Source organism: Streptomyces sp. NPDC086787 (assembly GCF_044745865.1).
Lineage (GTDB): Bacteria > Actinomycetota > Actinomycetes > Streptomycetales > Streptomycetaceae > Streptomyces.
Window position 1 is genome coordinate 115,674 of sequence record NZ_JBIVBC010000012.1, and the last position, 24,955, is coordinate 140,628.

General features: G+C 70.5%; 22 protein-coding genes and 1 pseudogene. 16 read left to right on the plus strand and 7 right to left on the minus strand.

Annotated elements, in window-relative coordinates; genetic code table 11:
- The 6 genes and pseudogenes from ACIPK3_RS25585 to ACIPK3_RS25610 all read left to right on the plus strand — a co-directional run.
- A pseudogene (locus tag ACIPK3_RS25585) lies at positions 1–291 on the plus strand (hypothetical protein); the annotation flags it as partial.
- A 270-nt stretch (positions 292–561) separates the two neighbouring features.
- Positions 562–1,743, plus strand: coding sequence for a sensor histidine kinase (locus ACIPK3_RS25590; protein ID WP_402573195.1), 1,182 nt, complete (start codon positions 562–564; stop codon positions 1,741–1,743).
- Positions 1,740–2,399 carry a response regulator gene (locus tag ACIPK3_RS25595; protein WP_402573197.1) on the plus strand — a complete coding sequence of 220 codons (660 nt, stop codon included), beginning with the start codon at positions 1,740–1,742 and terminating at the stop codon, positions 2,397–2,399. Before ACIPK3_RS25590 ends, ACIPK3_RS25595 begins: the two co-directional genes overlap by 4 nt.
- Before the next feature lie 111 nt (positions 2,400–2,510).
- On the plus strand, positions 2,511–3,143 hold the full coding sequence (locus ACIPK3_RS25600; RefSeq protein WP_402573199.1) for a GPP34 family phosphoprotein: 633 nt from the start codon (positions 2,511–2,513) through the stop codon (positions 3,141–3,143).
- A gap of 15 nt (positions 3,144–3,158) precedes the next feature.
- Positions 3,159–4,718 carry a carboxylesterase/lipase family protein gene (locus tag ACIPK3_RS25605; RefSeq protein ID WP_402573200.1) on the plus strand — a complete coding sequence of 520 codons (1,560 nt, stop codon included), beginning with the start codon at positions 3,159–3,161 and terminating at the stop codon, positions 4,716–4,718.
- Between the two features lie 114 nt (positions 4,719–4,832).
- Positions 4,833–5,492 carry a hypothetical protein gene (locus ACIPK3_RS25610; RefSeq protein ID WP_402573202.1) on the plus strand — a complete coding sequence of 220 codons (660 nt, stop codon included), beginning with the start codon at positions 4,833–4,835 and terminating at the stop codon, positions 5,490–5,492.
- Between the two features lie 5 nt (positions 5,493–5,497).
- Here the strand turns inward: ACIPK3_RS25610 and ACIPK3_RS25615 are convergent, their stop codons facing one another.
- Entirely contained in the window at positions 5,498–6,655 is a 1,158-nt protein-coding gene (locus ACIPK3_RS25615; RefSeq protein WP_402573319.1) for a phosphatidylserine/phosphatidylglycerophosphate/cardiolipin synthase family protein, read from the minus strand.
- Between the two features lie 146 nt (positions 6,656–6,801).
- A complete protein-coding gene (locus tag ACIPK3_RS25620; RefSeq protein ID WP_402573204.1) occupies positions 6,802–7,629 on the minus strand; it encodes a hypothetical protein in 828 nt (275 codons plus the stop codon).
- A gap of 646 nt (positions 7,630–8,275) precedes the next feature.
- Here ACIPK3_RS25620 and ACIPK3_RS25625 point away from each other — a divergent pair.
- Positions 8,276–9,151: a PhzF family phenazine biosynthesis protein gene (locus ACIPK3_RS25625; protein ID WP_402573206.1), complete on the plus strand. Its 876-nt coding sequence runs from the start codon at positions 8,276–8,278 to the stop codon at positions 9,149–9,151.
- 462 nt (positions 9,152–9,613) lie between these two features.
- Here the strand turns inward: ACIPK3_RS25625 and ACIPK3_RS25630 are convergent, their stop codons facing one another.
- A complete protein-coding gene (locus ACIPK3_RS25630; protein ID WP_402573208.1) occupies positions 9,614–11,533 on the minus strand; it encodes an N-acetylmuramoyl-L-alanine amidase in 1,920 nt (639 codons plus the stop codon).
- A 166-nt stretch (positions 11,534–11,699) separates the two neighbouring features.
- Here ACIPK3_RS25630 and ACIPK3_RS25635 point away from each other — a divergent pair, with 166 nt between their 5' ends.
- Positions 11,700–11,915: a hypothetical protein gene (locus ACIPK3_RS25635; RefSeq protein ID WP_402573210.1), complete on the plus strand. Its 216-nt coding sequence runs from the start codon at positions 11,700–11,702 to the stop codon at positions 11,913–11,915.
- Here the strand turns inward: ACIPK3_RS25635 and ACIPK3_RS25640 are convergent.
- Positions 11,902–13,473 carry a serine/threonine-protein kinase gene (locus tag ACIPK3_RS25640; RefSeq protein ID WP_402573212.1) on the minus strand — a complete coding sequence of 524 codons (1,572 nt, stop codon included), beginning with the start codon at positions 13,471–13,473 and terminating at the stop codon, positions 11,902–11,904. The genes ACIPK3_RS25635 and ACIPK3_RS25640 overlap by 14 nt on opposite strands.
- 562 nt (positions 13,474–14,035) lie before the next feature.
- On the minus strand, positions 14,036–14,965 hold the full coding sequence (locus tag ACIPK3_RS25645; protein WP_402573214.1) for an alpha/beta hydrolase: 930 nt from the start codon (positions 14,963–14,965) through the stop codon (positions 14,036–14,038).
- A gap of 111 nt (positions 14,966–15,076) precedes the next feature.
- Here ACIPK3_RS25645 and ACIPK3_RS25650 point away from each other — a divergent pair, with 111 nt between their 5' ends.
- The 4 genes from ACIPK3_RS25650 (at position 15,077) to ACIPK3_RS25665 (ending at position 19,454) form a co-directional block, all read left to right on the plus strand.
- On the plus strand, positions 15,077–15,523 hold the full coding sequence (locus ACIPK3_RS25650) for a MarR family winged helix-turn-helix transcriptional regulator (protein ID WP_402573216.1): 447 nt from the start codon (positions 15,077–15,079) through the stop codon (positions 15,521–15,523).
- Between the two features lie 68 nt (positions 15,524–15,591).
- Positions 15,592–17,931, plus strand: coding sequence for an FHA domain-containing protein (locus ACIPK3_RS25655; protein WP_402573218.1), 2,340 nt, complete (start codon positions 15,592–15,594; stop codon positions 17,929–17,931).
- 12 nt (positions 17,932–17,943) lie between these two features.
- A complete protein-coding gene (locus ACIPK3_RS25660; protein ID WP_402573220.1) occupies positions 17,944–18,489 on the plus strand; it encodes a hypothetical protein in 546 nt (181 codons plus the stop codon).
- Positions 18,486–19,454: a serine/threonine-protein kinase gene (locus ACIPK3_RS25665; protein WP_402573221.1), complete on the plus strand. Its 969-nt coding sequence runs from the start codon at positions 18,486–18,488 to the stop codon at positions 19,452–19,454. The genes ACIPK3_RS25660 and ACIPK3_RS25665 overlap by 4 nt, the downstream gene beginning before the upstream one ends.
- Here the strand turns inward: ACIPK3_RS25665 and ACIPK3_RS25670 are convergent.
- Positions 19,451–20,725, minus strand: coding sequence for a streptophobe family protein (locus ACIPK3_RS25670; RefSeq protein WP_402573223.1), 1,275 nt, complete (start codon positions 20,723–20,725; stop codon positions 19,451–19,453). The two genes, ACIPK3_RS25665 and ACIPK3_RS25670, sit on opposite strands and share 4 nt — an antisense overlap.
- A gap of 120 nt (positions 20,726–20,845) precedes the next feature.
- Between ACIPK3_RS25670 and ACIPK3_RS25675 the strand changes: the two genes are divergently transcribed.
- Positions 20,846–22,159, plus strand: a complete 1,314-nt coding sequence (locus ACIPK3_RS25675; protein WP_402573225.1) for a DUF6777 domain-containing protein — start codon at positions 20,846–20,848, stop codon at positions 22,157–22,159.
- Positions 22,160–22,273: 114 nt separating this feature from the next.
- Positions 22,274–22,726: an ATP-binding protein gene (locus tag ACIPK3_RS25680; protein WP_402573227.1), complete on the plus strand. Its 453-nt coding sequence runs from the start codon at positions 22,274–22,276 to the stop codon at positions 22,724–22,726.
- A 164-nt stretch (positions 22,727–22,890) separates the two neighbouring features.
- Here ACIPK3_RS25680 and ACIPK3_RS25685 read toward each other — a convergent pair whose 3' ends face one another.
- Positions 22,891–23,778: an RNA polymerase sigma factor SigF gene (locus tag ACIPK3_RS25685; RefSeq protein WP_402573229.1), complete on the minus strand. Its 888-nt coding sequence runs from the start codon at positions 23,776–23,778 to the stop codon at positions 22,891–22,893.
- Between the two features lie 154 nt (positions 23,779–23,932).
- Here ACIPK3_RS25685 and ACIPK3_RS25690 point away from each other — a divergent pair, with 154 nt between their 5' ends.
- On the plus strand, positions 23,933–24,307 hold the full coding sequence (locus ACIPK3_RS25690; RefSeq protein ID WP_402573231.1) for a helix-turn-helix domain-containing protein: 375 nt from the start codon (positions 23,933–23,935) through the stop codon (positions 24,305–24,307).
- A gap of 106 nt (positions 24,308–24,413) precedes the next feature.
- Positions 24,414–24,896, plus strand: coding sequence for a VOC family protein (locus ACIPK3_RS25695; RefSeq protein ID WP_402573232.1), 483 nt, complete (start codon positions 24,414–24,416; stop codon positions 24,894–24,896).
- The last annotated feature ends 59 nt before the right edge of the window (positions 24,897–24,955 follow it).

Consider the following 24,955-nt stretch of genomic DNA (forward strand, 5'->3'; position numbering starts at 1 on the left):
AAGGCCCGGCAGGAGAACGGCAAGGGCGAGAGCCACCAGGGCCGGCACGACTCCGGCACCGACAGCAGCCCCACCGACACCGACACCGACACCGACACCGGCACCGGCACCGGCGCGGGTGAGGGCGGGGGCAACACCGCCGTGACCCCGCAGGGCAGCAGCGGCTCCTGCCTCGCCGCCACCGGCACGGGAGACACCGCCCTGATCGCGGGCGGCGCGGCGACCGGGCTCGTCGCCGGCGCGGGCCTCCTGCTCGCCGCGCGGATGCGTCGCGCCGGCTCCGCACGCTGACCCGGGACACCCCTCCGCAAGCAGGTACCCGGCTGCGTCCCCCTACCAAGGGCGCAGCCGGGCTCGTCGCCCTTATTGGCGGCTTGGCAGTTCATGGCCATGGGGCCGGACGGGAGTGAATCCCGGGACTCGCTGCAACCGCGCCGGACTGGAGTCGAAGGCCCCTGGCGAAGAGCGTCACGATCTTGCTTGTGGATGCCGCGCGTTCCGGTGACGCCGCATGTTGCGGCGAACCGTCAGCCCCCTTGCTCGCCCCGATAGGATCGGGGCGTGGACCGCAGCAGCCAGCCGCACGACGCGTTCGCCGAGGAAGGGCCGGTCGAGCTGTCGCCCCGAGTGGCGCGGGCGCTGTGGTCAGGGTCGGCCGGTGCGGTGCTTGCCGTCCTCGGCACCTCGGTGCTCGTCACCGGTGCGGAGCACGGCCGACGGCTTCCCGCGGCCGTGGTGTTGGTCCTCGCGCAGACCTGCGTCCTGAGGTGGCAGGCACGCGCCCCGGGCTTTGTCCTGGCCGTGAACGCGGCGACAGGGCTTGCGGTCTGGGTGATGCTGCCCGAAGTGACCTTGACGGGGGCGCTGTTCGCGGCCCAAGTCACGTTGTGCGTGCTGTCCGCCACCAGGCCGCGGCGGGTGGCGGTGCGAGCGCTCGCGGTGATGTGCCTTCCGGCGCCGCTGGCTTTCGCTGCGGGAGGCGGCACGGGGCTGGCGGCCTATCTGCCGGCGGTGGTCCTGGCGTGGACCGCGGGGCGACTGCGCCGGGCGCAGCAGGCACGGACGAGGGCGGAGACGCGTCGCGCCGTGGTGGAGGAGCGCGCGCGTATCACGCGTGAGGTGCACGACGTCGTGGCGCACACCCTGTCAGTGATGATCATTCAGGCGGGCGCAGCCGACGACGTGTTCACCCAGCGACCCGAACAGGCCCGGCAGGCGCTGCGGGCGATCGACTCAAGTGCTCGCTCGGCGCTCGGCGAACTGCGCATGCTGCTGGCGTTTCGGCCCGACGAGGAGAACCCGGAGAGCCGGTCGCTGGAACCGGAGAGCCGGCCGCTGGAACCGCGGCCCTCGCTCGGACGCCTGGACGAGTTGGCCGACGCGGTCAGCGCAACCGGGATGACCGTGCGTGTGCACCGCGAGACCGCCACCGATGAGCTGCCGGCCACGGTGGACTCGGCGGCGTACCGGATCGTCCAGGAGGCCCTTACCAATACCTTGCGCCACGCGCTCGGAGCCGACGAGGCGAACGTGTACGTGACGTCCCAGGGGGAGGGTGTGAAGATCACGGTGATCGACAACGGGCGTACAGCGCAAGCACGTTCGGCGACGGTGGGGGAGCGGCGTGGCCTCGCTGGGATGACGGACCGAGCACGGCTCGTGGGCGGCAGTCTGAACGCGGGCCCGCTGCCTCAAGGCGGGTTCGAAGTGACCGCCTGGCTGCCGACGGCGCGCCGGTCATGACACTGCGTGTGGTGGTGGCCGACGACCAGACCCTGGTCCGTACCGGATTCCGCATGATCATCGACGCCCGGGACGACCTCGAAGTGGTCGGTGAGGCATCCGACGGCCGGGCCGCGGTGGGGCTGACGCGGGACCTGGCGCCCGACGTGGTCCTGATGGATCTACGCATGCCGGTCCTGGACGGCATCGAGGCGACTCGGCAGATCTCGCAGTCGGGAAGTCGGGCTCGGGTGCTCGTGCTGACCACCTGGGACCTGGACGCACACGTCGTCGCCGCGCTGCGGGCCGGAGCGAGCGGCTTCCTGCTCAAGGACATGCGTCCCGCCGAACTCGTCGACGCGATCCGTCTCACCGCGCGCGGCGACGCGCTGCTGGCACCGGCCGTGATGAGCCGCGTCCTCGATCAGTTCCTGCGCACCACGCACGAGTCCGCGCCGCCGCCCTCCCTGCGGGACCTGTCCGGCCGTGAGCGGGAAGTGCTCACTCTGATCGGGCAGGCACTGTCGAACGCGGAGATCGCCGAGCGGCTGCGTCTGTCGGAGGCCACCGTCAAGAACCACGTCACCGCGGTGCTGCGCAAGTTGCGGCTGCGCGACCGCGTCCAGGCCGTCGTCGCCGCCTACGACCACGGCCTGGTGAGGCCGCGACGCCCGTGACTCCGCCTCCTCCTCCAGGAGGAGGCCGGGCCGCGATCCTCCTGGGTTCCCAGTGTCAGACAGTTCCCGTGGCCGATCCGTGGCCCGGGTTGTCGGCCGTAGCTTCGAGATGTGATCGACGACTTGGCCTGCCTCATGTACCTACTCGCCTACGACGACACCGCCGAAGGTCCTTACGACCGTTCCCGGACGGAACTGCTGGTGCGTGCCGCCGCCCTGGTCGACCTCGCGTCGCGCGGTCGGCTCGGTGAGGATCGCGGCACGGTCACCGTGCTCGACGCGGAACCGACCGGCATCGCAGCCTTGGACGCCATTCTGGGCGACGCGGCCGGGCGCAGCTGGAAGCGGCTCATTCGCCGCCGCCGCAAGCAGACCTTGAGGCAGGTGGAGGGCCGGCTCGTGGCGGCCGGGCTCCTTACCGTGAAACCACGATCCGGGTTTCGCACCAGGGGACCGACCATGGCGGACCGCTCCGTACCCGTCGCCCTCCGCGCCCGCGTTTCCGACGCGCTGCACGGAGACGGCACCGTGGCGGAGCTTCCCACCGCTGACGCCGCGCTGGTCGCGCTGGCCGCGGCGGGCGGTGTCCACTCAGCCGTGTCACGCCGGGACAGACGGATCTCCTGGGCCCGCATCGACGCATGTACAGGGCGTCTCGCCGCTCTCGGACCCGGCCTGGAGCAGGCCGTGCGCACTCTGCCGATGACCATGGTCGCCGCGCGCGGTGGCATGGGCGGCGCCTGACCGAAGGGGGAGTCGATGAGTACGCACCGCGTCTTTGCCACCCTGGCCCTGGCCCTGTCCGCCGTACTCACGGCGGCGTGGTCCACAGCGCCGCCGGCCCGGTCCACCGGGCCCGCCGACACAACTGTCCGAACTCACGACGGGCTGGTACGGGGCGCCGCCCACGACGGCTACCGCACCTTCGAGGGAATTCCCTACGCGGCGCCTCCGGTTGGCAGGCGGCGCTGGACAGAGCCTCACCGCCCGGCCCCCTGGCCCGGGATCCGGGACGCGACCCGCCCCGGGAGCGCCTGTCCGCAGCCGACCGGCGAGGTGGTCGGTGGTACCGACGAGGACTGTCTCTCCCTGAACGTCACCACGCCCGACGGCGGGGCACGGGCGCGCCTCCGTCCGGTGATCGTGTGGCTGCACGGCGGCGGCTTCACCACCGGAGCGGGCAGCTCGTACGACGCCCACCGCATGGCCACTCGCGGCGGCGTCGTGGTCGTCACCGTCAACTACCGCCTCGGAGCCCTCGGCTTCCTCGCGCACAGCGGGCTGCCCGGCTCCGGCACCTTCGGCCTGGCCGACCAGCAGGCGGCACTGCGCTGGGTACGCGTCGGAATCGGCGCCTTCGGCGGCGACGCGCACAACGTGACGCTGGCCGGTGAGTCGGCCGGCGGATTCAGCGTCTGCGCGCAGCTCGCCTCACCCGCCGCCGCGGGGCTCTTCGACCGGGCGATCATCGACAGCGGCCCGTGCACCGGCCGCCCCGACCGGCCGTTCGCCCCGGCCGCCATCCCCCTGGCCAGAGCGCGCGCCGAAGGGACGGACTTCGCGACAAGGGTCGGCTGCGGATCCGCGCACGACGCCCTGGCCTGCTTGCGCCGCGTGGATGTCACTCGGTTGCTCGCCGCCCAGGGCGTGGACCAACAGCCTTCGTTCTCCACCCCCTTGCTGCCCGGCGACCCCGCGGCGGCTATCATCGCCGGCCGTTTCCATCGCGTCCCGGTGATCATCGGCAACAACCACGACGAGGGCAACGGATGGGCCGCGGGGATCATGCTGGCCGGCCATCCCGTCACGCCTGAGACCTGGCCTGACGTCGTGGCCGCCTTCTTCCCCTCCTCGGCGCGGGCGAAGGCCGTCGTCCGCGAATACCCCGTGCACCGTACGGACGGGGGCCCGGTGTTCGGCGCCGTGATCGGCGATGCCGACTTCGCCTGCCCGACGGCGCGCGCCGGAAGCCTGCTGGCCGCGCATACACCCGTGTGGCGGTACGAGTTCGCCGACGAGCACGCCCCTCCGCTCACCCCGAACACACCGCCCTTCCCGCTCGGGGCTCCGCACGCGAGTGAACTCCCCTATCTGTTCGACCTGGGCGGCCGCCCCCGAGACCTGACCGCGGCACAGCTCCGGCTGGCAGACGCCATGATCGACTACTGGACGCACTTCGCCCGCGACGCCGACCCCGACAGGCCTTCCACGCCGCACTGGCCCCGGCACACGGTTCTGTCCCTGGCACCGGACCGCATCGTCCCCACCCGCACGGCGCGGTCACGCCACCACTGCGCGTTCTGGGACACGCTCGGGTGAGCACGGAGACGGCCCGCCTCGAGGGATCCGTCGGCCGCCCCCACACGACACGAACCACCACGGAACCCACACTCACCCGGATTTCACACTCACCCGGATTTCAGGGGGACAACCATGAACGAAACCATCGCCAGGCGCCTGACGGGCCTCGCGGGCATCACCACCGCAGTCGCCTTCATCGTCGAAGTGCCCCTCTACTTCATCTACTCCGGCCCGCCGCCGGATTCCAACGTCCTGGCCAGACTGCTGGTCGGAATCCTCGCGCTGTCCTTCCTGATCGTGTTTGTGACCGCGTTCCGAGAGCTGGTCAAGGCGGCGGACCCCGCCCACGAATGGGTCGGCACGACGGCCTTCGCCACCGGCCTGGTCTACGTGACGATCACCCTGGTCTCCAGTGGGCTGGAAGCGGGCGCGGTCATCGCCGCCGACCATCCGATCGACCCGACCATCTCGGTCAGCGGTACCTACATCCTCTACGGCGCGATCGGCCGGCTCGTACTCGCGCTCTTCCTGACCGCTGTGGGTTACGGAATCGCCCGTACAGACCTGCTGCCACGCTGGACGGGCCGTTCGGCCCTCGTCCTGGCCGGGGTCAACCTCGCCTTCGTCCCGTCCCTGTTCTTCGGCAACGAGCCCGCGCACTTCTACGCGGCGAACGGCTGGGGCACCACCGCCCTGATGGGTGCCTTGTTCAGCTACTGGATGCTGGCCCTGAGCATCTCCACCTACCGCAGCGCCTCCCGGCGCACGGCCGTCGGCTCACCAGGCGTCTGAATGCCTCACAGGAAGCGGCGGATGGGTACCACCGCGGCCTCCTTGGCGCGTTGGAGCAGTGCTCGGCGCCTCCACCGGGTGAGGTCGATGTCCACGCTTTGTTCCAGGTCCGCTTCGTAGTCGCGGTCCAGTGCCGCGGTGAACGTCTCGTCCAGGACGGTGAGCATGACCTCCTCGTCGTGGTCCATGGAGCGGCGGTTGAAGTTGGTGGATCCGATGAGGGAGGCGACGGAGTCCACGGTGATGATCTTGGCGTGCATCATGGTCGGCTGGTACTGGCGGATGTGCACGCCAGCCCGCAGCAGACGTGTGTAGTGATGCTGGCCGGCCAGCTGGCAGGCGCGCTGGTCGGTGTAGGGGCCCGGCAGCAGGATCTCCACCCGTACGCCGCGCTGGGCGGTCTCGCACAGCAGGTCGATGAAGTAGGTGTCGGGGGCGAAGTAGGCGGTGGCCAGCCGGAAGCGTTCCTCTGCGGAGGTGAGCATGACGCGGATGAGGGTCTGCATGTCCTGCCAGCCGATGCTCGCCGAGCCGCGGACGACCTGCACCACCGAGGCCCCGGCCTGCTTGTGCTCCGTGAAGCGGTCGCGGTCGTCGAAGAGTTCGTCGTGGCACTCCGCCCAGTTCTGGGCGAACGCCGCCGCGATGCCGTCCACGGCCGGACCGCGCACCTGGACGTGCGTGTCACGCCACTCGGCGGGGTTGCGGGCGTTGCCGCACCACTCCTCCGCGATGCCGACGCCCCCGGTGAAGGCGGTCTGCTCGTCGACGATGAGAGCCTTGCGGTGGCAGCGGTGGTTCTGCTTGAACGGCGACAGCCACACGGGCTTGCGGAACCAGGCCACCTGCACGCCCGCACCGCTCATGAGGTCGAGCAGGCTGCCCTCGATCTCCTTGGCGCCGAAACCGTCAAGCAGCAGTCGTACGCGCACCCCCTCGCGGGCGCGGTCGGCCAGCGCGGCGGCGAGGTCGTGGGCGATCTGGCCCCGCCAGTACACGAACGTCATCAAGTCGATGGTGTGGCGCGCCGAACGGATCGCCCCGAGCATCGCGGGGAAGATCTGGTCACCGTTTCGCAGGGGCACCAGGTCGTTGCCTTCGGTGGCGGCCACGCCTATCAGTCGCTCCAGACGGCGGCGCAGCCGCTGCTTGCGCGCTGCCATGTCGGGCGCCGTGTCGGGGGCCGGGTGCGCCGGTCTGTCGTCGATTATCACGTCGGTTCCTCCGCTGGGCCATGAAGCAGTGCGCAGGCCGCCTGACGAGCCCGTACAGGCGGATGCCCGGTCGGCGCCGCCTTAAGCTCTAGTTCTCAGCCGTGGGCCTGAGCGTCGAGCCACTGGTCGGAGGTCAGTACCTGGTTCGCGGGCGGCGCCGTGATCCTGGGGACCGTGCCGAAGTGCGAGTACTCCTCGTTGAGGACGTCCTTCTTGCCCTTCGTGTCCGTGCTCGTCTCGCGGGCCTTGAGGACCAGGTCGTCCTTGCCGACCCAGATGTCGATGACGGCGGACTTCAAGTGGTTGCGCTTGGCGAGCAGGGTGTACCGCTCGCGGGCCTCCTTGGGGAACGCGGTGCCCTTGTAGGCGGCCAGGGCCGCGAAGTCGACGGTGCCCCGGTAGTGGTCGGACTTGCGGTCCCCCACCGTCTCCTCGGCCACCCACCGGGTGTTCTCTGTCGCGGCGAGCGCGCCCCCGTACTCGTCGATGTACCCGGCCGCGCGCGGAGCTCCCCCACCCTCCATGCCCTGTATCGAGTACCAGGACTTGCCGGGCACCTTCGCGGACGCGATGTACATCGTGCCGCCCACCGTCAGGAGACGGATCATGCCGTCAGGCGCATCGGCCGACTTCTCGGTGACCGACGTCATGGAAGTGGCGGCAGGGTTCCGCTGGTACAGCATGTCGGACCGGCCGGTACCGTTCTCGCCGGTCTGTATCGTCTTGTACGAGGCCTGCGTCCCGGTCTTCTTCACCGCCGTCCGCAGCACGCCCGCCGGGTCGGTCCGCCGCACCTCCGTCCCTCCGGACGTGTCGTCGTCCGCCTTGCCCTCCGAACTCTTCGAGTCCTGGCACCCCACCACGCCGGACGCAAGGGCCGCCGCCAGGGCAACCGTGATGACGTCCCGTCTTACTGCACGCACTTGTTCTCTCGGTTTTCTTTCCGTTGTCGGTGCAGCACAACGTCCGGAGGTCGGGGCGTACACGCGATCGAATAACACCAATCGTAATCTGTATGCCGATTGGGTCGATCACCCGCCCTGCCCGATTCGCCCTTCGCGCCGACCGCCACGATCGCCCGTCCGGGCAGTTTCCGACCTGGCTGCCCGCCCGTGGAAATGCAGGCGGGCTGTCACCGGGAATCCGGCAACAGCCCGCGAAGCGGCAAGAAGATGTCAGTCATGAGACGGCGCTCAGTGCCCGGCGGGCGCGCTGAGCGACGCGTTCGGCGCGGCGCTGTAGGCGGAGCGCATGGGCGAGACGTTCTCGCTCTGCCTCACGCAGACGCTCGTTCACGCGTGCTTGGGTATCGAGTTCGTGCAGCATGGTGTCGTGTCCCCCTGGATTGGCGAGCCTTCGAGCATCCGCGTGATGCGGCACTTCCGGCGCTCGCCTGCTCATGGATACTACGAGCGTCCGCCCGGAAGCGCCTCTGTTTTATTGCCCGTCCGGCCGGTACGCATGCGAATCTCGGTCCCCGCGCATGAGCCGGTAGTACTCGGCGTGTGGTTCCAGGCCGACGGCAGCGCATCCAGGAATAGCCGTGAGTCCGTCCTGTGTTGCCGTGGCATGACGATGAACGCGCCGCGGCCCGAGATTCTGCGATACACCGCCTTCTCCAGTGCCCCCGACGGCGGAAACCCTGCCGGCGTCGTTCTGGACGCCACCCACCTGAGTGACAGCGACATGATCGCCATCGCCGCCGAGCTCGGGTACTCGGAATCCGCGTTCCTGACCGCGCCTCCGGAAGACCTCGGCGGCGCGGGAGAACGCGCCTACAGCATCCGCTACTTCAGCCCCAAGGCCGAGGTGCCGTTCTGCGGGCACGCCACCATCGCAACCGCCGTGGCGCTCGCCGAGAGGACAGGCCCCGGGAAACTGGTATTCGCGACGCGCGCCGGCACCGTGCCCGTAGAGGTGGCCGACGAGGGCGGGACGGTCAGGGCCACGCTCACCAGCGTCGAGCCGCGCATCGAGGAGATCACCGACGCGGACCGCACGGAGGCGCTCTCCGCGCTCGGCTGGCCGGGCGCCGATCTCGACCAGGCCTTCCCGCCCCGTATCGCGTTCGCGGGTGCCCGCCATCTCGTCCTCGCGGCGGCGACTCGGGAGCGGCTCGCGGATCTGGCGTACGACTTCGCGCGCCTCGAAGCCCTGATGCACCGTTTGGACCTGACCACGGTTCAATTGGTGTGGCGGGAGTCGGCCACCGTCTTCCACGTCCGTGACCCGTTCCCCGTCGGTGGAGTGGTCGAGGACCCGGCAACCGGCGCCGCAGCCGCCGCGTTCGGCGCGTACGCCCGTGACCTCGGACTGGTACCCAACGACGCCGTTCTCACCCTGCATCAAGGAGAGGACCTGGGGCGCCCTGGCGAGCTCACGGTGACGCTGCGCGAGGGTGACTCCCGCGTCCGTGTCAGCGGCACGGGAGTTCGTATCAGGTAATTCATCTCCCCAAGGCATTTGCCCCTTGCGCAGTCCTCGCGTCGATTCCGAGGTGGTTCCCCACTCTCGCGTTCATGCGCGCTTGTGGGCACGGAGGTCGCGAAACGGCGGGCTCGGACTGCTTGTGAAGCGGGTCTGCCCGTGCAGCCAGGCCCGCAGCGGACGTGGTCGCCGGGCGGTGGATCCACTGGGCCTCGAACAGGACATGGAAGCCGGCCTGGCTCAGGTGGTCGGCAAAGCTGCCCTTGACGGAGGCGCCCGGCGTGAACCAGGAGTGGATGCCGTCGCTGGGCCCGGAGCCGCCGCCCGAGGCGATGGCGTTGCGGCCTCGGGCGGCGGCGATCAGCCGGCGGGAGCGGACCAGGCCGCCGGTCGACAGTGCGGCGCGGTGGGGACGTCTTGCCCACCGGGCACCGTCAACCACATACGTCGACCAACGCTCCGGCGATCTGAAGGAGCGGCCTACGGGCGCGCGGTGACGTCGGAGGAGTACACGAGGGCCGTGCGGTGGTTGTACTGGACGGTGTACATGGACTTCCCGCCCAGGACGACCTTGCCGCTGGAGGGGAAGTAGTCGTCGGTGGGCGCGGGTGCGGCTGTCGCGACGTACGCCTGGCCGGAGGGGATGGTGTAGAAACTCAGCGGGGCCTGGGCGGAGGGAGAGAGCCCGGAGGGGTACTCGCTCGCGTCCGGGTAGCTCGATCCGTACACGGACACGGGGGAGGTGCCGGAGATGCTGACCACCTTCACGCCCTGGGCGGGGGTGGTGTTGCAGCCGTGCGGGTTGAAGAACCAGACCTTCGTGCCGCTGTACCAGATGGCCGTCCAGTCGTCCTGGCGGTCGGCGACGACGAACTGCTGCCCGGCCGTCGCGGTGCTGCCCCAGTCGTTGACGCGATTGGTGCCGACGCCGTCGGGATGGACGGCCTGGTCACCGAAGAGGGGCGCGGTGGCGCTGGGCGCGGTGCGCAGATAGACGAAGTTCGAGGACTGGGTCCGCTCGGTGCACGCGGTCGTGGCGCCGGTGGGGTCGTCGGACGGGCAGACCTGTACCGTCTGCTGGTTGCGGTCGTACCCGGGGGTGATGGTCACGGGCGAGCCGACGGGGCCCACGCCGTGCCGACCGTTTACCGGAGCGTCGAGCAGCCGCATGAAGCGCTCCCAGTCCCAGGACGGGCCCGGGTCCCAGTGCATGCCCGAGACCAAACCCGAGTTGGGGCCGGGCACGTTGTCGTGTCCGAGGATGTGCTGCCGGTCCAGCGGAATGTCGAAACGCCTGGCCAGGTACCGGACGAGTTCTGCGCTGGTCTCGTACTCGTTCTGGGTGTACCAGGTGCCACCGGCGGCGGCGTAGCCCTCGTGCTCGATGCCGATCGAGTGCAGGTTCGACGAGTAGTTGCCCGCCTGGAAGGAGATGTCCTTGGTCGGCACCATCTGTGTCACCGCGCCGTCCGAGGAGCGGATGACGTAGTGCGCCGAGCCGCCGCCGGCCTTCTGGAAGCTCTTGAGGGTCGCATCGTAGGACCCTTCGGTGTCGTGGATGACGATGGAGTCGATCCTGATCCCGTTGGCGGGACGGTTGGACACCTGGCCGTTGGCTGTCGCGGCCGGGAGGAAGGCGCAGTTGACGGTGGTGGGGCACTCGGTGTCACTCGCGGAGTCCGTGGCCGACGCCTTCAGACCCAGCTCGGACAGTTGGGCGGTGGCGGGCGCGACACTCGGGGTGGCGGCCAGCTCGACGTGCTGTCCGTCCCGAGTGGTCTCCCGCGCTCCGCTCTTGATGGTCGTGAACACCCTGTCGGCGAAGGATCCTGCCGCGCGCTGCTCGGAGGAACCGCTGTACCGGGCGACGGCGGCGTACCACTGGCCCGGATCCTTCGGGGTGCCGCCGACCGTGCTCTTCGCGTAGGAGGCGAGCAGCGCCGCCCCCGCGCGTATGTTGGCCGTCTCGTCCGCACGCAGTCGTTGCGCGGGCAGTCCCGTCAGCGCGGCGGCGGTCTGGACGGTGTGCAGGGACGGATTGGCGGCCATCGTGGCGAGGTCCGCGCGTCCGGCTGCCCCCGCATCACTTCCGGCCAGCATCCCGGGCGTCACATCCGTGAGATGCATGGGGCCGTAGCCGCCGGCGCTACTGCGCTCGCCCGCGTGGGCATCCCAGGCGGACTCGTGATAGGCCACGGCGAGCAGAACGGGCAACGGGACGTCGTACTCCGCCGCAGCCTGCTCGAAGGTCTTCTGGCGGCCATCGGCCACCGTCTGATGGTCCGCCGGCTGCGGGGCCGCCGCTTGGGCGGACTGCGGGATGGCCGAGACCCCCACGGTGGCGAGCACGCTCGCCGCGATGGTCAGTGGCAGCCGTCTGTACGGCCTGCGCTGTTGCACGTGTGATACCTGGCTTTCCCTGCGCTGAATCATGACTTCGTGACCCACCGCCAGGGCGTGACGGGACCGTCATGCGGCCCGGAGCCGCCCGGTTGAGCAGGCGGTGATGTCGCACATAAGGTGATGATGATCTGAAACTCCGGGTTCCATCGGGACGGTGGGCGCCATGAGGGCTGTGCGAGACGACCACTTCCCGGCTCCGCTGGAAGCCCCCTTCCAGGGCTCCTGCCAGGTGGCCTACGAAGACGACCGGGGCGTGTTGCGCCACGGCTGGCAGGCCATCGCACGGATCACCGGCGGCGCCGTGCGGGTCATGCTGCGGGACCGGGACCCGCACGGCGGACTGTTCACGGTCACGGCGTCGGTCGTCACCGAAGCTTGAATGTGGCTCTGGCTGTTTCGAAGTAGCTACGGCCCTGCTCGGTTTTCTGGATCGGTGACGAGATCCATATGTCGTACTGCCGGCCACCCTCGGTCCAGCACAGGTCGTATGTGCGGCGTGGGTCTTTCCCCGTGAATCCATTCCATGTGAATTCCCACAGCGCGGCCGGCCGCCCGTTTTGTGTGGTGCGGCTGACTATCCCGTCCCGGTAGCCCTTGTAGGCTCCGGGGCCGGCGGCATCGAGCTTGCGCATGACGGCCAGAGGTCCGTTTGGATCGGGCTCCTGGTTACGGATGCCCAGCCTGAACTCCTTGCCCGCCGAATAGTAGAAGACCCGGGGTGACTCCACTGAGCGTGTGAAACCATCGGGAACGACAAGTGAGAACCCCCATGGGTCGCTCAACCGGTGGGATCCGTTGAGGCTTCCCGACTTGGGCGGGCTCGCCTCGGGTGGGCTGGTTGATTCCGGCCGCAGCGTCGTGCTCGCCTGACGAGAACCGTCAAGGCTTTTCAGATAGGTGATGGTGCCACCCGTGCCGAGCACGACAAGAGTCAGCGCGATCATCAGGATGGTGCGTCGACGCCGACGCACCGGAGCTGCCTGACCGGGTTGGTGCTCCTCTGGCTGAGGGATTTCCCTCGTGGCCGGGGCGGTGAAGCGTGTCCTCGCAGCCGCCGTGGAGGCGGACGCCCGCGATGTCGACTGGGCGACCGCCGCGCCCTGCCCTGCCGGGACATGGTCGACAACATCACTCTGTCCGTCTGCCACCCTGCGCAGCAGTCGCGCAGCCTCGCCGGCTGAGGGTCGTTCTCCCGGCTCCTTGCGCAGCAGTGCCGTGATCACCGGCGCGAGCGGTCCCGCATTGTGCGGTTCGGGAGGCTCCTCCATCACTACGGCGTGCATGGTGCTGAGCACCGACGTGCGGCGAAACGGTGAGACGCCCTCTACAGCCGCGTAGAGCGCTGCTCCCAGCGACCAAAGGTCTGACTCCGGTCCGGGGCGGCCTCCTCCAGTCCGCTCGGGTGCCAGGTAGTCCAGGGATCCCACCAGTTCGCCGGTGCGTGTGAGCGCGGGATCGCCTTCTATCAGCGCGATCCCGAAGTCGGTGAGCAGCACACGACCGTCGCGGGCCAGCAGAATGTTGTCCGGCTTGACGTCGCGGTGGATGACGTTCGAGCTGTGCGCGGCGCGCAACGCATCCAGTACGTGCGCACCGATGGAGGCGGCTTCACGCGGGGAGAGTGAACCATTCTCCTTGATCGCGTCGGCCAGCGAACGGCCGTCAACCAGCTCCATCACGATCCACGGGCGGTCATCCTGCACGACGACGTCATAGACGGTGACCACACAGGGATGGTTGATACGGGCAGCGGCCCGTGCCTCCTGTTGCATCCGGTCCTGCAGAACAGCCCGGTCCTCTTCGAGTACATTCAGCACCGCGGTCAATTCCTTTACCGCGACACGGCGACCCAGCAGCTCATCCTGGGCCTGCCAGACCCTCCCCATACCACCGCGGCCGATCATGGCACCCAGGCGGTACCGATCGGCCAACAGCACCCCACTCGAGTTCAACGCGTCGCGCCCCGTTCATAACCCCCGCCCTGATTGAACGGTCCGCAGACAGCGTAAGGGAACGTGTCAGTGGTCGTAAGGTCCGATCTTCCTCGGATTATGATCACTCGACCACGGACTCGGCAGGGCGCCACTTGCTGCGATGATGAGGATTAAAGGTGGTCGTGGAAGTCTCGGCTGTGGACGATCAGGCTGTCGCGGACCCTCAGCACCTGGATATTGGCAGACTGGATATCGGCGGACTTGAAGGTCCGTCCGGTTGGCCGGTGATGCGCCGGGTCTGTCGTTTGGCAGGCCGCACACGCGAGGTCCGGCACGCACGGCTGCAGCGTTGTCGTCGGTCGCCGACTTCCCTGAGTTCTCGGCTCCGCCGCCTTGCAGCCGCACGCCGAAACGGACTCCGCCGACGCCCTTTTTCGCACTGATCGCGTTGTCGGCCGGCACCGGCAGGACGACGGAACACCTCGGAGCGGACCCGGCGGCCCGGCAGCGGATCTCCAATGTGGTCAGCCGCGTGGCTGCCCGGGGTGGTGCGGGTTCCTCTCGGTCAGTGGGCCGGTTCGAGAGGGGCGGCGTCCGGGTGCCCGATGCTCAGGTGGGTGGTGAGGAAGCGGGCGGCGCGGTCGAGGGCGGCGTCCGCCTCGTCGAGGCGGCCGTAGTGGTGTTGGAAGACGTGGGGGAGGCCGGGGCCGATTTCGAGCGTGACCTCGACGCCGTCGGCGCCCGCGCGCCCGGCCAGCCGGACCGCGTCGTCCAGGAGCACCTCGTTCGCCCCGACCTGTACGAGGAGCGGGGGCAGTCCGGTGAGGTCGGCGAACACCGGGCTGGCGAGGGGGTGTGCCCTGTCGCCTGCGCCGATGTAGAGATCGGCGTAGGCGCGCACGTCGGCCTGCGTGAAAATGGGGTCGGCGCTCGCCTTGGTGCGGATGCTTCCTCCGGCGAGGGTGAGGTCGGCCCAGGGGGAGAAGATGACCACGGCGGCTGGTTGCGGCAGCCCGGCCTCCCGGGCGGCGAGCAGCGTGGCGATACTCAAGCCGCCACCGGCGGAGTCACCGGCCATGACGAGGTCCCGCGGATCCGTGCCGGACGCGAGCAGTTCGCGGTAGACGGTGAGTCCGTCGTCGACAGCCGCGGGGAAAGGGTGCTCGGGCGCCAGCCGGTAGTCCACCGACGTCGCGCGCAGACCGGCGCGGCGAGCCAGTTCACCGACCAGCCCTGCGTGGGTGTCCGTTGAGCCGATGACGTAGCCGCCGCCGTGCAGGTAGAGCAGTCGGCCGCGGCCGGAGGCCTCGGTCGGCTCCAGCTCCAGTGTCGGCCGCCCGCCCAGGACGCTCCTGCGGGTGGCCACACCCTCCGGCGCGGGACGGGTGAGAGCTGCGGCGAAACCGCTGCGCTGCTCCTCGGGGGTGGGCGGGATGTCGCTGCGAGGGGCGGAACGCAGTATGGCGTCCAGGGCGTCGCGCTGCTGTCGGGACATGCGGGGCCTCCATGGGGCGGGATGCGAGGATGGATTCCTTGGAATCCATATGTATGACACCCCAACCGGTTTCCAAGGAAGATGATTCCCTGGAATCCACTGGAGAGTAATGTGAGCCACATCACCCCGATCTTCACCGATCTGGTCCGTGTCGAGACCCGGCTCTACAACGCGGCGAGCGCCCGGTTGCGCGCCGAACAGGGGCTGGGGCTGGGGCAGTTCGAGATGCTGGAGATCATCGACCGCGTTCCGGGGTGCCGCGTGCTCGACATCGTCGGCGAGCTGGCGATCACCGTGGGAGCCGTCAGCAAGGCGGTCGACCGGCTGGTGGCTGCGGGCTGGTGCCTGCGGGTCGCGCACCCCCAGGACCGCCGCTCGTCCGTCCTGCGCCTCACATCCGCGGGTGAGGAGCAGTTGACCGCTTCCCGTCCCATTGTCGAGAGCGAGCTCGCCTCACTGACCGCGGCGGTTCCCCCCGGCGACCTGGCCCGCATCGCCTCGACCCTGGCCGTCCTTCGCGCGGCCCTCGAGGCAGGCTCCCGCGGCCAACCGGGATGAGCGGACGACCGGGGCGGGCGGCTCGGGCATCTCAAGCCTCTATATCGATAAATCGGTACAATTTCTCCATGGCGGAGCGGCCGTTCGCCCCGACCGCGCCCGAGCTGGTGCTGGAGACCGACTCGGGTTCCACGGTGATGACCCCGGGGCGCGACTACCACATGGGACGCGACCCGTTGTGCGACATCGTCATCGACGACGCGCGGGTCTCATGGCACCACGCGGTGCTCCGGCCCGAGGAAGACCACTGGACGCTCAAGGACGAGCACAGCACCAACGGCACCTACGCCGACGGCCACCGTGTCCGCGAGTCCGCCGTCGGACCCGGCAGCGTGATCCGCTTCGGCAGCCCCTCCGACGGCCCCCGCGCGGTCCTGGTCGGCCGCCCCGAACCCACCCCCGACCGCCCCTCTGCCGTCTCGATGCCCGCACGGACCGGCGGCTTCCGGCAGCCCACCGCGGTACGGCCGCTGCCCGAGCGCACCGTCCGCATCGGCCGCGCGGCCGACAACGACCTCGTCGTGGACGACCTGGTCGTCTCGCGCCGCCACGCCGAGCTGCGTGCCCTCGCCGACGGCACCTACGAGATCGCCGACCTCGGCAGCCACAACGGCACCTACCTCAACGGCCGCCCCGTCACCAGCGCCGCCGTCCAGCCCGGAGACATCGTCGGCATCGGCCATGTCTCCTACTGCCTCGTCGGCGACAGCCTCCAGGAGTACGTCGACACCGGCGAGGTCTCCCTCGACGTGCAGGGACTCTCCGTCACCGTCGGCCACGAACACAAGCTCCTCCTGGACGACGTCTCCTTCCCGGTGGGCGAGAAGTGCCTGCTCGCGGTCGTCGGCCCGAGCGGCGCCGGAAAATCGACCCTCCTGAACGCCCTCACCGGCCAGCGGCCCGCCGACCACGGCACCGTCCTGTACGACGGCCGTGACCTCTACCGCGACTACGCGGAGCTGCGTCAGCGCATCGGTCTGGTCCCGCAGGACGACATCCTGCACGCCCAGCTGACCGTGCGCGCCGCCCTCGGCTACTCCGCCGAGCTGCGCTTCCCGCAGGACACCGCCCCCGAGGAGCGGCGCGACCGCGTCGACGAGGTGATCCGGGAACTCGGTCTCGAACAGCGCACCGAACAACCCGTGCACAGCCTCTCCGGCGGCCAGCGCAAACGCGTCAGCGTGGCCCTGGAACTGCTGACCAAGCCGTCGCTGCTCTTCCTGGACGAGCCGACCTCCGGACTCGACCCCGGCATGGACCGGTCCGTGATGCACATGCTGCGCGGTCTCGCCGACGACGGACGGACCGTCATCGTCGTCACGCACAGCGTCCTCAGCCTCGACGTCTGCGACCGGCTCCTGGTGCTCGCGCCGGGCGGCCGAGTGGCCTACTACGGGCCGCCGGAGGAAGCCCTCGCCTTCTTCGGGTTCCAGCACTGGCCGGAGGCCTTCGAAGCCTTCGAACACGACCGGGAACGGGACTGGGCGGGGGAGTACCGGGGTTCGCCCTTCCACCGGCACTACGTCGCCGAGTCCACCGCGCAGCCCCGCCGCCCCGACCCCGGCCCCCTCGACGTGGCCCCACCGCCCCGGCCCCGCAGTTGGGGTGCCCAGCTCGGCACGCTGGTCCGCCGCTACACCGCCGCTCTGCTCGCCGACCGTGCCTTCGTCATCACGATGATCGCGCTGCCTTTCGTGATGGGTGCGATGGCCCGCGCGTTGGCCGGCGGCGGGCTGACCGGCGAGACCGCGATGAACACACTGCTCATCCTCTGCGTCGGCGGAGTGCTGACCGGCGCGGCCAACGCCGTGCGCGAACTCATCAAGGAACGCGTCATCTACCAGCGAGAACGGGCCGTAGGCCTGTCCAGATCGGCCTACCTGGCCTCCAAGATCGTGGTGCTGGGCACCATCACCGTGCTCCAGGCCGTGGTCCTCACCCTCGTCGCCCTGCTCGGTGTCGATCTCAACGCGCCCGGCGGCAAGGGCGTGCTGATGCCACCCCTGCTCGAAATCGCCCTGACGGTCGCCCTGCTGTCCTTCACGGCGATGATGCTGGGCCTGGTCGTTTCGGCGGTGGTGCGCAAGGAGGAGGTCACCATGCCGCTGCTGGTACTGATCTCCATCATCCAGGTCGTCTTCTGCGGCGCCCTGCTCAAGCTGGACAGCGTGCCCGGTCTGGAGCAGCTGGCCTGGCTGGTGCCCGCCCGCTGGGCGCTCGGCGCCATGGCGGGCACCATCGAGGTGTCCCGGATCATGTCCGGCGGTCCGGCCGCCGACCCGCTGTTCCGGCACACGGCCGGGGCATGGCTGCTCAACATGGCCATGCTGGTGGTGCTGGCCACGGTCTTCGGCTTCCTCGTCGCCCGGCTGCTGCGCCGGTACGAGCCCGCCGTCATGCGGAAGTAGCGGGGCGCCGCCATGACGACCGCAGCCTTCCGGCCCACCCACGTCGTACCGTCGTACGGCATGCCCGCCTGGGACACACCCGACCCCGCGCGCCCCACCGTGCCGCTCGACCCGCTGCTGCCCGTGCAACTCGTCGAGCGGCAGGGCGACTGGGGGCGGATCCGGTGCGCCAACGGCTGGTCCGCCTGGGTCGACGGCCGCTATCTGGTCGCGGTGCCCGAGGACCCGCCCGCCACCGGCGGCCCGCCCACCGACGCCGCCGACCCGCGCCCGCTGCTCGCCCGCGCCGAACAGGCCCTGGCCGCCTACCGGACGGCGGTGGAGGCCCTGGCCGGCGGTGAACTCGACGGGGAGTCCTTCCGCGGCCGCACCCGGGGGCTACGGATCGGCGTGGTGGTCGACGGCGAGGCCATGTGGCTCTACGACAGGGACGAGGGCTGTTGGGTGTACGGCGACGGGCGGCGGCTCACCACCTACGCCACCGACCGGGAGACACCCGGAACCGGGACCGCGAACCACCCCCCGACCCGCGTCGTGACCCCTGAGGGCGAGCCATGACCACGCACCACGCCGGCGTGTTCTCCGGGCGGCCCGCCGAACCGGTCGGGCAGCTGATCGCGGGCTACCGTATCGAGGGCGAGATCGGCCGGGGCGGCATGGCCGTCGTCTACCGGGCCCACGACCTGCGCCTCGACCGCACGGTCGCGCTCAAGCTGCTGGCACCGGAACTCGCCCGCAACGACACGTTCCGGCAGCGCTTCACGCACGAGTCGCGGGTGGCCGCCGCGATCGACCACCCGAACATCGTGCCGGTCTTCGAGGCGGGCGAGACCGACGGCGTCCTCTACATAGCCATGCGGTTCGTCTCCGGCAGCGATCTGCGACATCTGCTGGACCGGCAGGGCCCGCTGTCCCTCGCAGTCGCCGTGCGGATCGCCGCCCAGGTGGCGTCGGCGCTCGACGCCGCCCACGAGCACGGCCTGGTCCACCGGGACGTCAAGCCCGGCAACATCCTGGTCGGGCAGGGCACCGACAGCGACCACCCCGAACACGTCTACCTCACCGACTTCGGGCTGACGAAGAAGTCCCTCTCCCTGACCGGCTTCACCACGGCGGGACAGTTCGTCGGAACACTGGACTACGTCGCGCCGGAACAGATCTCCGGCCGCCCGGTCGACGGCCGCTGCGACGTGTACGGCCTCGCCTGCGTCGTACACGAGACCCTGACCGGCCACCCGCCCTTCCGCCGAGACGAGGACCTCGCCCTCCTGTGGGCCCACCAGTACGACGCGGCGCCCCCGCCGACCGGCGCCCGCCCCGACCTGCCCGCGGCCGTCGACGCGGTGTTCGCCAGGGCTCTGGCCAAGAGCCCCGGGGACCGGTACGACTCCTGCCGCGCCTTCGTCGCCGCACTGCGTGCCGCCATGACGGGCGAAACCACGCCCCCGCCCCCGCCGCAAGCACCACGGCACGCGGCGCCCGGCCCGCCGAGCTGGGCGGAGCCGGTCTTCCGGCACGGTTAGGAGGCCTCCCGTCGGTCCTCGCGGCGTCGCACCGGCCGGGCCAGCAGCCCGCCCAGGAACCCGCAGACCAGCCCCCACAGTGCCGCGAGCCCGACCGCCGACCACAGGTCCGGCCACAGATGGAGCTCGCCCGACAGTCCGCCACCCAGGTCCCCCAGGCCGAGCAGGGACAGGTCGTAGCGCGCGAAGACGCGACAGAGCAGGCACACAGCGAGTACCGCCAGCGCCAGGGCGACGGCGAGGTGCACGGCGTGCCGCCACAGCGGCACCCGGGCCGGGGAGCGCACCGCCATCAGGAACCCGGTGGCCGGGACCAGCACCACGGCCGCCACCAGCAGCCACCACGCCCTGCCGTCGTGCTCGGCGAGAGTGCCCAGGTCCAGGGTGGTGACGTCCGGAGTGCGCAGCAGTTCGCTCACGACACCCGGCAGCGGCAGACCGAAGGGGCCGTCCACCCTGCCGTGCCAGGTCGCGCCCAGGCCGAGGGTGAGCGCGGGCCAGGCCAGGTTCGGCAGGCCGAGCAGGAGCACCGCGAACATCCGTCCGGGGTGCCCGCCGCGGGCCGCGGCGACCAGGGTGACGACGGCGGCCAGGGCGACGTACACCAGCAGCAGCACGACCACCGCGTGTGCGGCCGGCCGCACCGACTCCCGGTGGCGCAGCAGCCGCCCCGGCAGCGGCGCCCCGCGCGAGACCAGCAGCGCCAGCAGGAGTACGCCCGCCAGCCACAGCAGGCCGAACAGCAGAGTCGGCGGCACGTCCGCGCCGAAGACGATCCGGGGCTTCGTGTCCAGCAGGTCCCCGAGGTCCCCGAGTACGCCCCCGACCTCGAGATCGATGGTCCGCCGGGCCGCCAGGGCCAGCCCGAGCAGCGCGAGCAGCCACGGCACCGCGATCCGGGCGGCCCACCCGGCCAGCTCCGTGCCGCCCGCGACCGCCCGGTGCCGCAACGGCCGCAGGAATCCCGCGGCGGTCACCAGGGCGCCGGTCAGCGTGACGGACAGGGGGATCGCCGTCAGTTCCGCGCGTGTCCTCGCGAGCGATCCCGCGTTTCCCGAGACGTGCACGGATCCGCCGACCGCGCTCACCACGGTCGCCGCCACCACCCGGGGGAACGCGCCGGCCGGCAGATCGGTCGCACCCGCTGCCCACAGTCCGAGGGCGGCCACCACGAGCATCGCGGCAAAACCGGCCAGCGCGACCGTCACGGCCTGAACCCAGCCGTGCGGCGCGGGGGCGGCGGTCCGGCCGGACGCTGTTCGCGGAAGCACGCTGCCACGCTAAGCAGCGGCCGCCTGCGACGCGCGCCGGGTGGGCCGTCCGCGTCGGCTTGCGGGCTGACAGAGGACGGAGCACACAATTGAGGTAATTATGGCGTTTGGAGCAGACTCTTGAGCGTCGACCCTCCGTCATCCGGCCGTCCGACGGGACCGCCCTCCGGCCCGCTGTCGGGCCCCCCGCCACGGCCGCCCTCGGGCGGCGGTGCTGGCGGTCCCTCCGGTCCGAGTGGCCCCGGCGGTCGTGGTGGTCCCATCGGTCCTGGTGACCCCGGCGGCCCCGGCAGTGCGGGTGGTGGCCCCGGCGCGCCGCAGCCGCACCGGCCGTGGTGGCGGTCCGCCCCGCGCGTCGCGCTGCTCACCACCGCCGTTGTGGCCGCCGTGATCGTCGCCGTCGTCCTCTCCCGACCGGGCGGCGGAGGCACCGTCAGGACGAGCGAGGTATTTCTGCAAGCCGCGGACAAGGCCGGACCGGACCCGTTCACCCGTTCCACGGCGCGAGACGCCTCGGTCGCGCCGCTCACGCCCAGCGGGGCCGCCTCGGCGCCCCCGGGTGAACTGCACAGCGTGCGCGGTGGGGAACCGGGCCTCTACGCCGGCACACCGTCCACGCCCAGCTGCGACGTCGAGCAACAGATCAAGGACCTCCAGGCGGACCCGGCCAAGGACAAGGCGTTCGCCTCGGTCGCGGGCGTCGGCCCCTCGGCCGTACCCGCCCATCTGCGTTCCCTCACCCCCGTACAGCTCCGCGTGGACACCCGTGTCACCGACCACGGCTACCGCGACGGCGCAGCCACCAGCTACCAGGCCGTCCTCCAGGCCGGTACGGCCGTCCTGGTCGACGACCGCGGCATGCCCCGGGTTCGCTGCGCCTCCGGCAACCCGCTCACCCCTCCGGTCGCGCAGCGGACGGCGCCCAAGACGGTCGGGGCCCCCTGGCCCTCGTACCGGCCCTCCGCCGTGGTCGTCGTGCAGCCGGCCGAGCAGGTCGTGAAGGACTTCACGATGTTCGACAGCCGCCACGACGACTGGTTCAAGCGCCGGGGCGGCGACCACACGGCCCACGAGGACCGGCCCACCAGCCCGCCGGCGCATCCGGTGGACCCCTGGGCCACCCCCGCGTCGTCCCCACCGGCGTCGTCTTCGTCACAGTCCTCGTCCTCGACGCCCTCCGAGGAGTCGTCCCCGTCTTCGTCCCCTCCGTCCTCCGCGGGCCCGAACACGCCGCCGTCGGGGTCACCGGCCACCGAGCCGCCCACCGACAAGACGACGTCCGAGCCGTCGTCCGGCCCCACCGCGTCGGCGCCTGCGCCGTCCGGGCGACCCTCCCGGCCCGAGGAACCCGCCCCGTCACCGCCGTCCAGCATTCCCTCCTCCGCCCCGTCGGCTCCCGCTGCCGACTCGTACACTCCAGGGGAGTCCGACTAGCGAATGTCCGATGTGCGCGGTCGGCGAACAGCGTCCGGGACTGTGATGGCTCGCTCGGGGTACGAGCACTGGTGCAGCAGAGACCGGCCAGACCGGGTTCCCAGAGAGAAACACATGATCGAGCACCTGGACGGGGCAGTGATACCTACTGGTTTCGACGTGCCCGTGGAGCCGCTCCGGCGGTCCGCGCACTTCACCGGCGAACAGGGATGCATCGCCGCGGCGAGAAGCTTCGCCGCGCACTTCCTGGAGCAGTTGAGGACGGAGTGGTGTGCCGCCATCGACGACCGTGCCGACGGAGAGCTCCTGCTGGTGGTCAGCGAACTGGTCACCAACGCGGACCGGCACAGCAACGGCCCGTACATCCTGGAACTGGAGGGCACGGACGCCGCGGTCGCGGTGTGCGTCTACGACAGCAGCGGCGCTCTGCCCCGGCGCTTCCCGCGAGACCCCCAGCGGATCGGACGGCACGGTCTGGAGATCGTGCACGCCCTGGCCGCGGAGGTGTCCGCCGAACGCGTACCGGTCGGCAAGCGGGTCCGGGCGCTGGTAAGCCTCGGCGGTTGATCAGCTCTGTTGATCAACCGCTGACACCGACCCGCCCGCGTGCCGTTCCCGACGCGTGAACCGACGCCTGACGCCAGGCCCGATCAGACGCCTGATGCCAAGCCCGAACACGGGCGCCGCCCCACGCTCCGTAACGAACGGGGACAGCGCCCGGGACCGTGCCGTCAGGCGCAGCCGAGTTCGCCCAGCATGCCCTGGCGCAGCCGGGTGATGATGCGCTTGATCAGTCGCGACACATGCATCTGCGAGCAACCGAGCCGCTCGCCGATCTCCGCCTGGGTGGCCTCCTCGACGAACCGCAGATGGATGATCTCGCGATCGCGGTCGCTGAGCTCGGCCATGAGCGGGGCGAGCGACTGGAAGTCCTCGACGAGCCGCAGCCCGTGCTCCTCCACCCCGATGAAGTCGGCCAGCACGGCCTCCCCGTCCTCGGGGCCGTCGCCGGTCAGCGCGGCGTCCAGTGAAGCGGAGTTGTATCCGTTCGAGGCGAGCTGTGCCTCCACCACCTCGGGTCCGGTGATGTTCATCAGGGTCGCCAGCTCCGCCACCGTCGGATCGCGGTCCAGTCGGCTGGACAACTCCTCGCGGGCCTTCGCCAGCTCCACCCGAAGCTCCTGGAGCCGCCGCGGCACGTGCACCGCCCACGTGGTGTCGCGGAAGAACCGCTTGATCTCACCGACGATGTACGGCAGCGCGAACGACGTGAACTCCACCTCCCGCGCCAGCTCGAACCGGTCGATCGCCTTGATCAGACCGATCATCCCGGTCTGGACGATGTCCTCCATGTCGTCGCCGCGGTTGCGGAACCGCCCGGCCGCGAACCGCACCAGCGACATGTTCATCTCGATGAGGGTGTTGCGCGCGTACTGGTACTCGTGCGTACCTTCCTCCAGTTCGGCAAGACGCTGGAAGAACTGGCGGGAGAGCTCCCGCGCGTCACGCGGTGCGACCTTCCTCGGGTCCTCGATTTCCGGCAGCGGTACCTCGTCCGTCCTGCAGCCGACGGCGTTCTTCACGACCACTGCATCCGACCGGATCCCGGCGGTTTCCATTACCTCTCCCCACGCAAGTCACGATTAAGGCGTGCTCTCACGGTGCGGGTACCCGAAGTCCCCCGACGCATGCCCGACTTCCTCGCACGTGGCGGAAACTCGGGCCGCCGGCATCCTGCGACCTGATCCGAACGACAGACCCTAGGCTGAACGGATGACCAGCCAAGTGCCGAACCAAACCCGCGTGATCCCCCTGCGCCCGGGGACCGCCCGCCCGGACACCCCGTCACCCGCGCCGACGCAGCCGCTGTGGCGTGATCTCGTCGGCGGCGTGCTGCGCCGGGAGCGCCGTGAACAGGGGCGCACACTCCAGGACGTGGCCGACGCGGCCCGGATCTCCCTGCCGTATCTCTCGGAGATCGAGCGCGGCCGCAAGGAGGCCTCCTCGGAGGTTCTCGCGGCGGCGGCCGACGCCCTCGGACTGGGCCTCGGCGGTCTGCTGTCCCTGGCCCAGGGGGAACTGACTCGGCGGGCCGGGACGAGTGGGGCGTCCGGTACGCGGTACAACGGGCTCTGCCTGGCCGCCTGACCTGCCGCGGCCGCTGGCCCGGACGAATCCTCGGGCCGGCCGATGAGTTTCGCGGCGACGGACAGTCGATACAGATGACCGTGTTCCACGCTCCAGGAGGAAGCCCATGGCCACCGACGGATTCACCACGTGTCTCTGGTTCGACGACCAGGCCGAGGAAGCCGCCCACTTCTACGTCTCGGTCTTCAAGAACTCGGCCGTCGGCCGTGTCACCCGCTACCCCGAGGGTGCCCCTCGTCCCGAGGGCACCGTGCTGACCGTCGAGTTCACGGCCAACGGCCAGAAGTTCGTCGCGCTGAACGGGGGGCCGGAGTTCACGTTCGACGAAGCGATCTCCTTCCAGGTGTTCTGCGCGGACCAGGACGAGGTCGACCACTACTGGACCAGGCTCACCGCGAACGGCGGCGAGCCTGGTCCGTGCGGCTGGCTCAAGGACAGGTTCGGGGTGTCCTGGCAGATCATCCCCGAGGGGATGATCGACATGATCGGTGACCCCGACCCGATCAGGGCGGCACGCACCACCCGGGCGATGCTGTCGATGGGCAAACTCGACATCGCCGCCCTGACGAAGGCACACGCGGGCGAGTGAGACGAGCGGCGCCGGGGCGCGGACCCGCCGGTCCGCGCCCCGCGAGCCCGCGCGCCGAC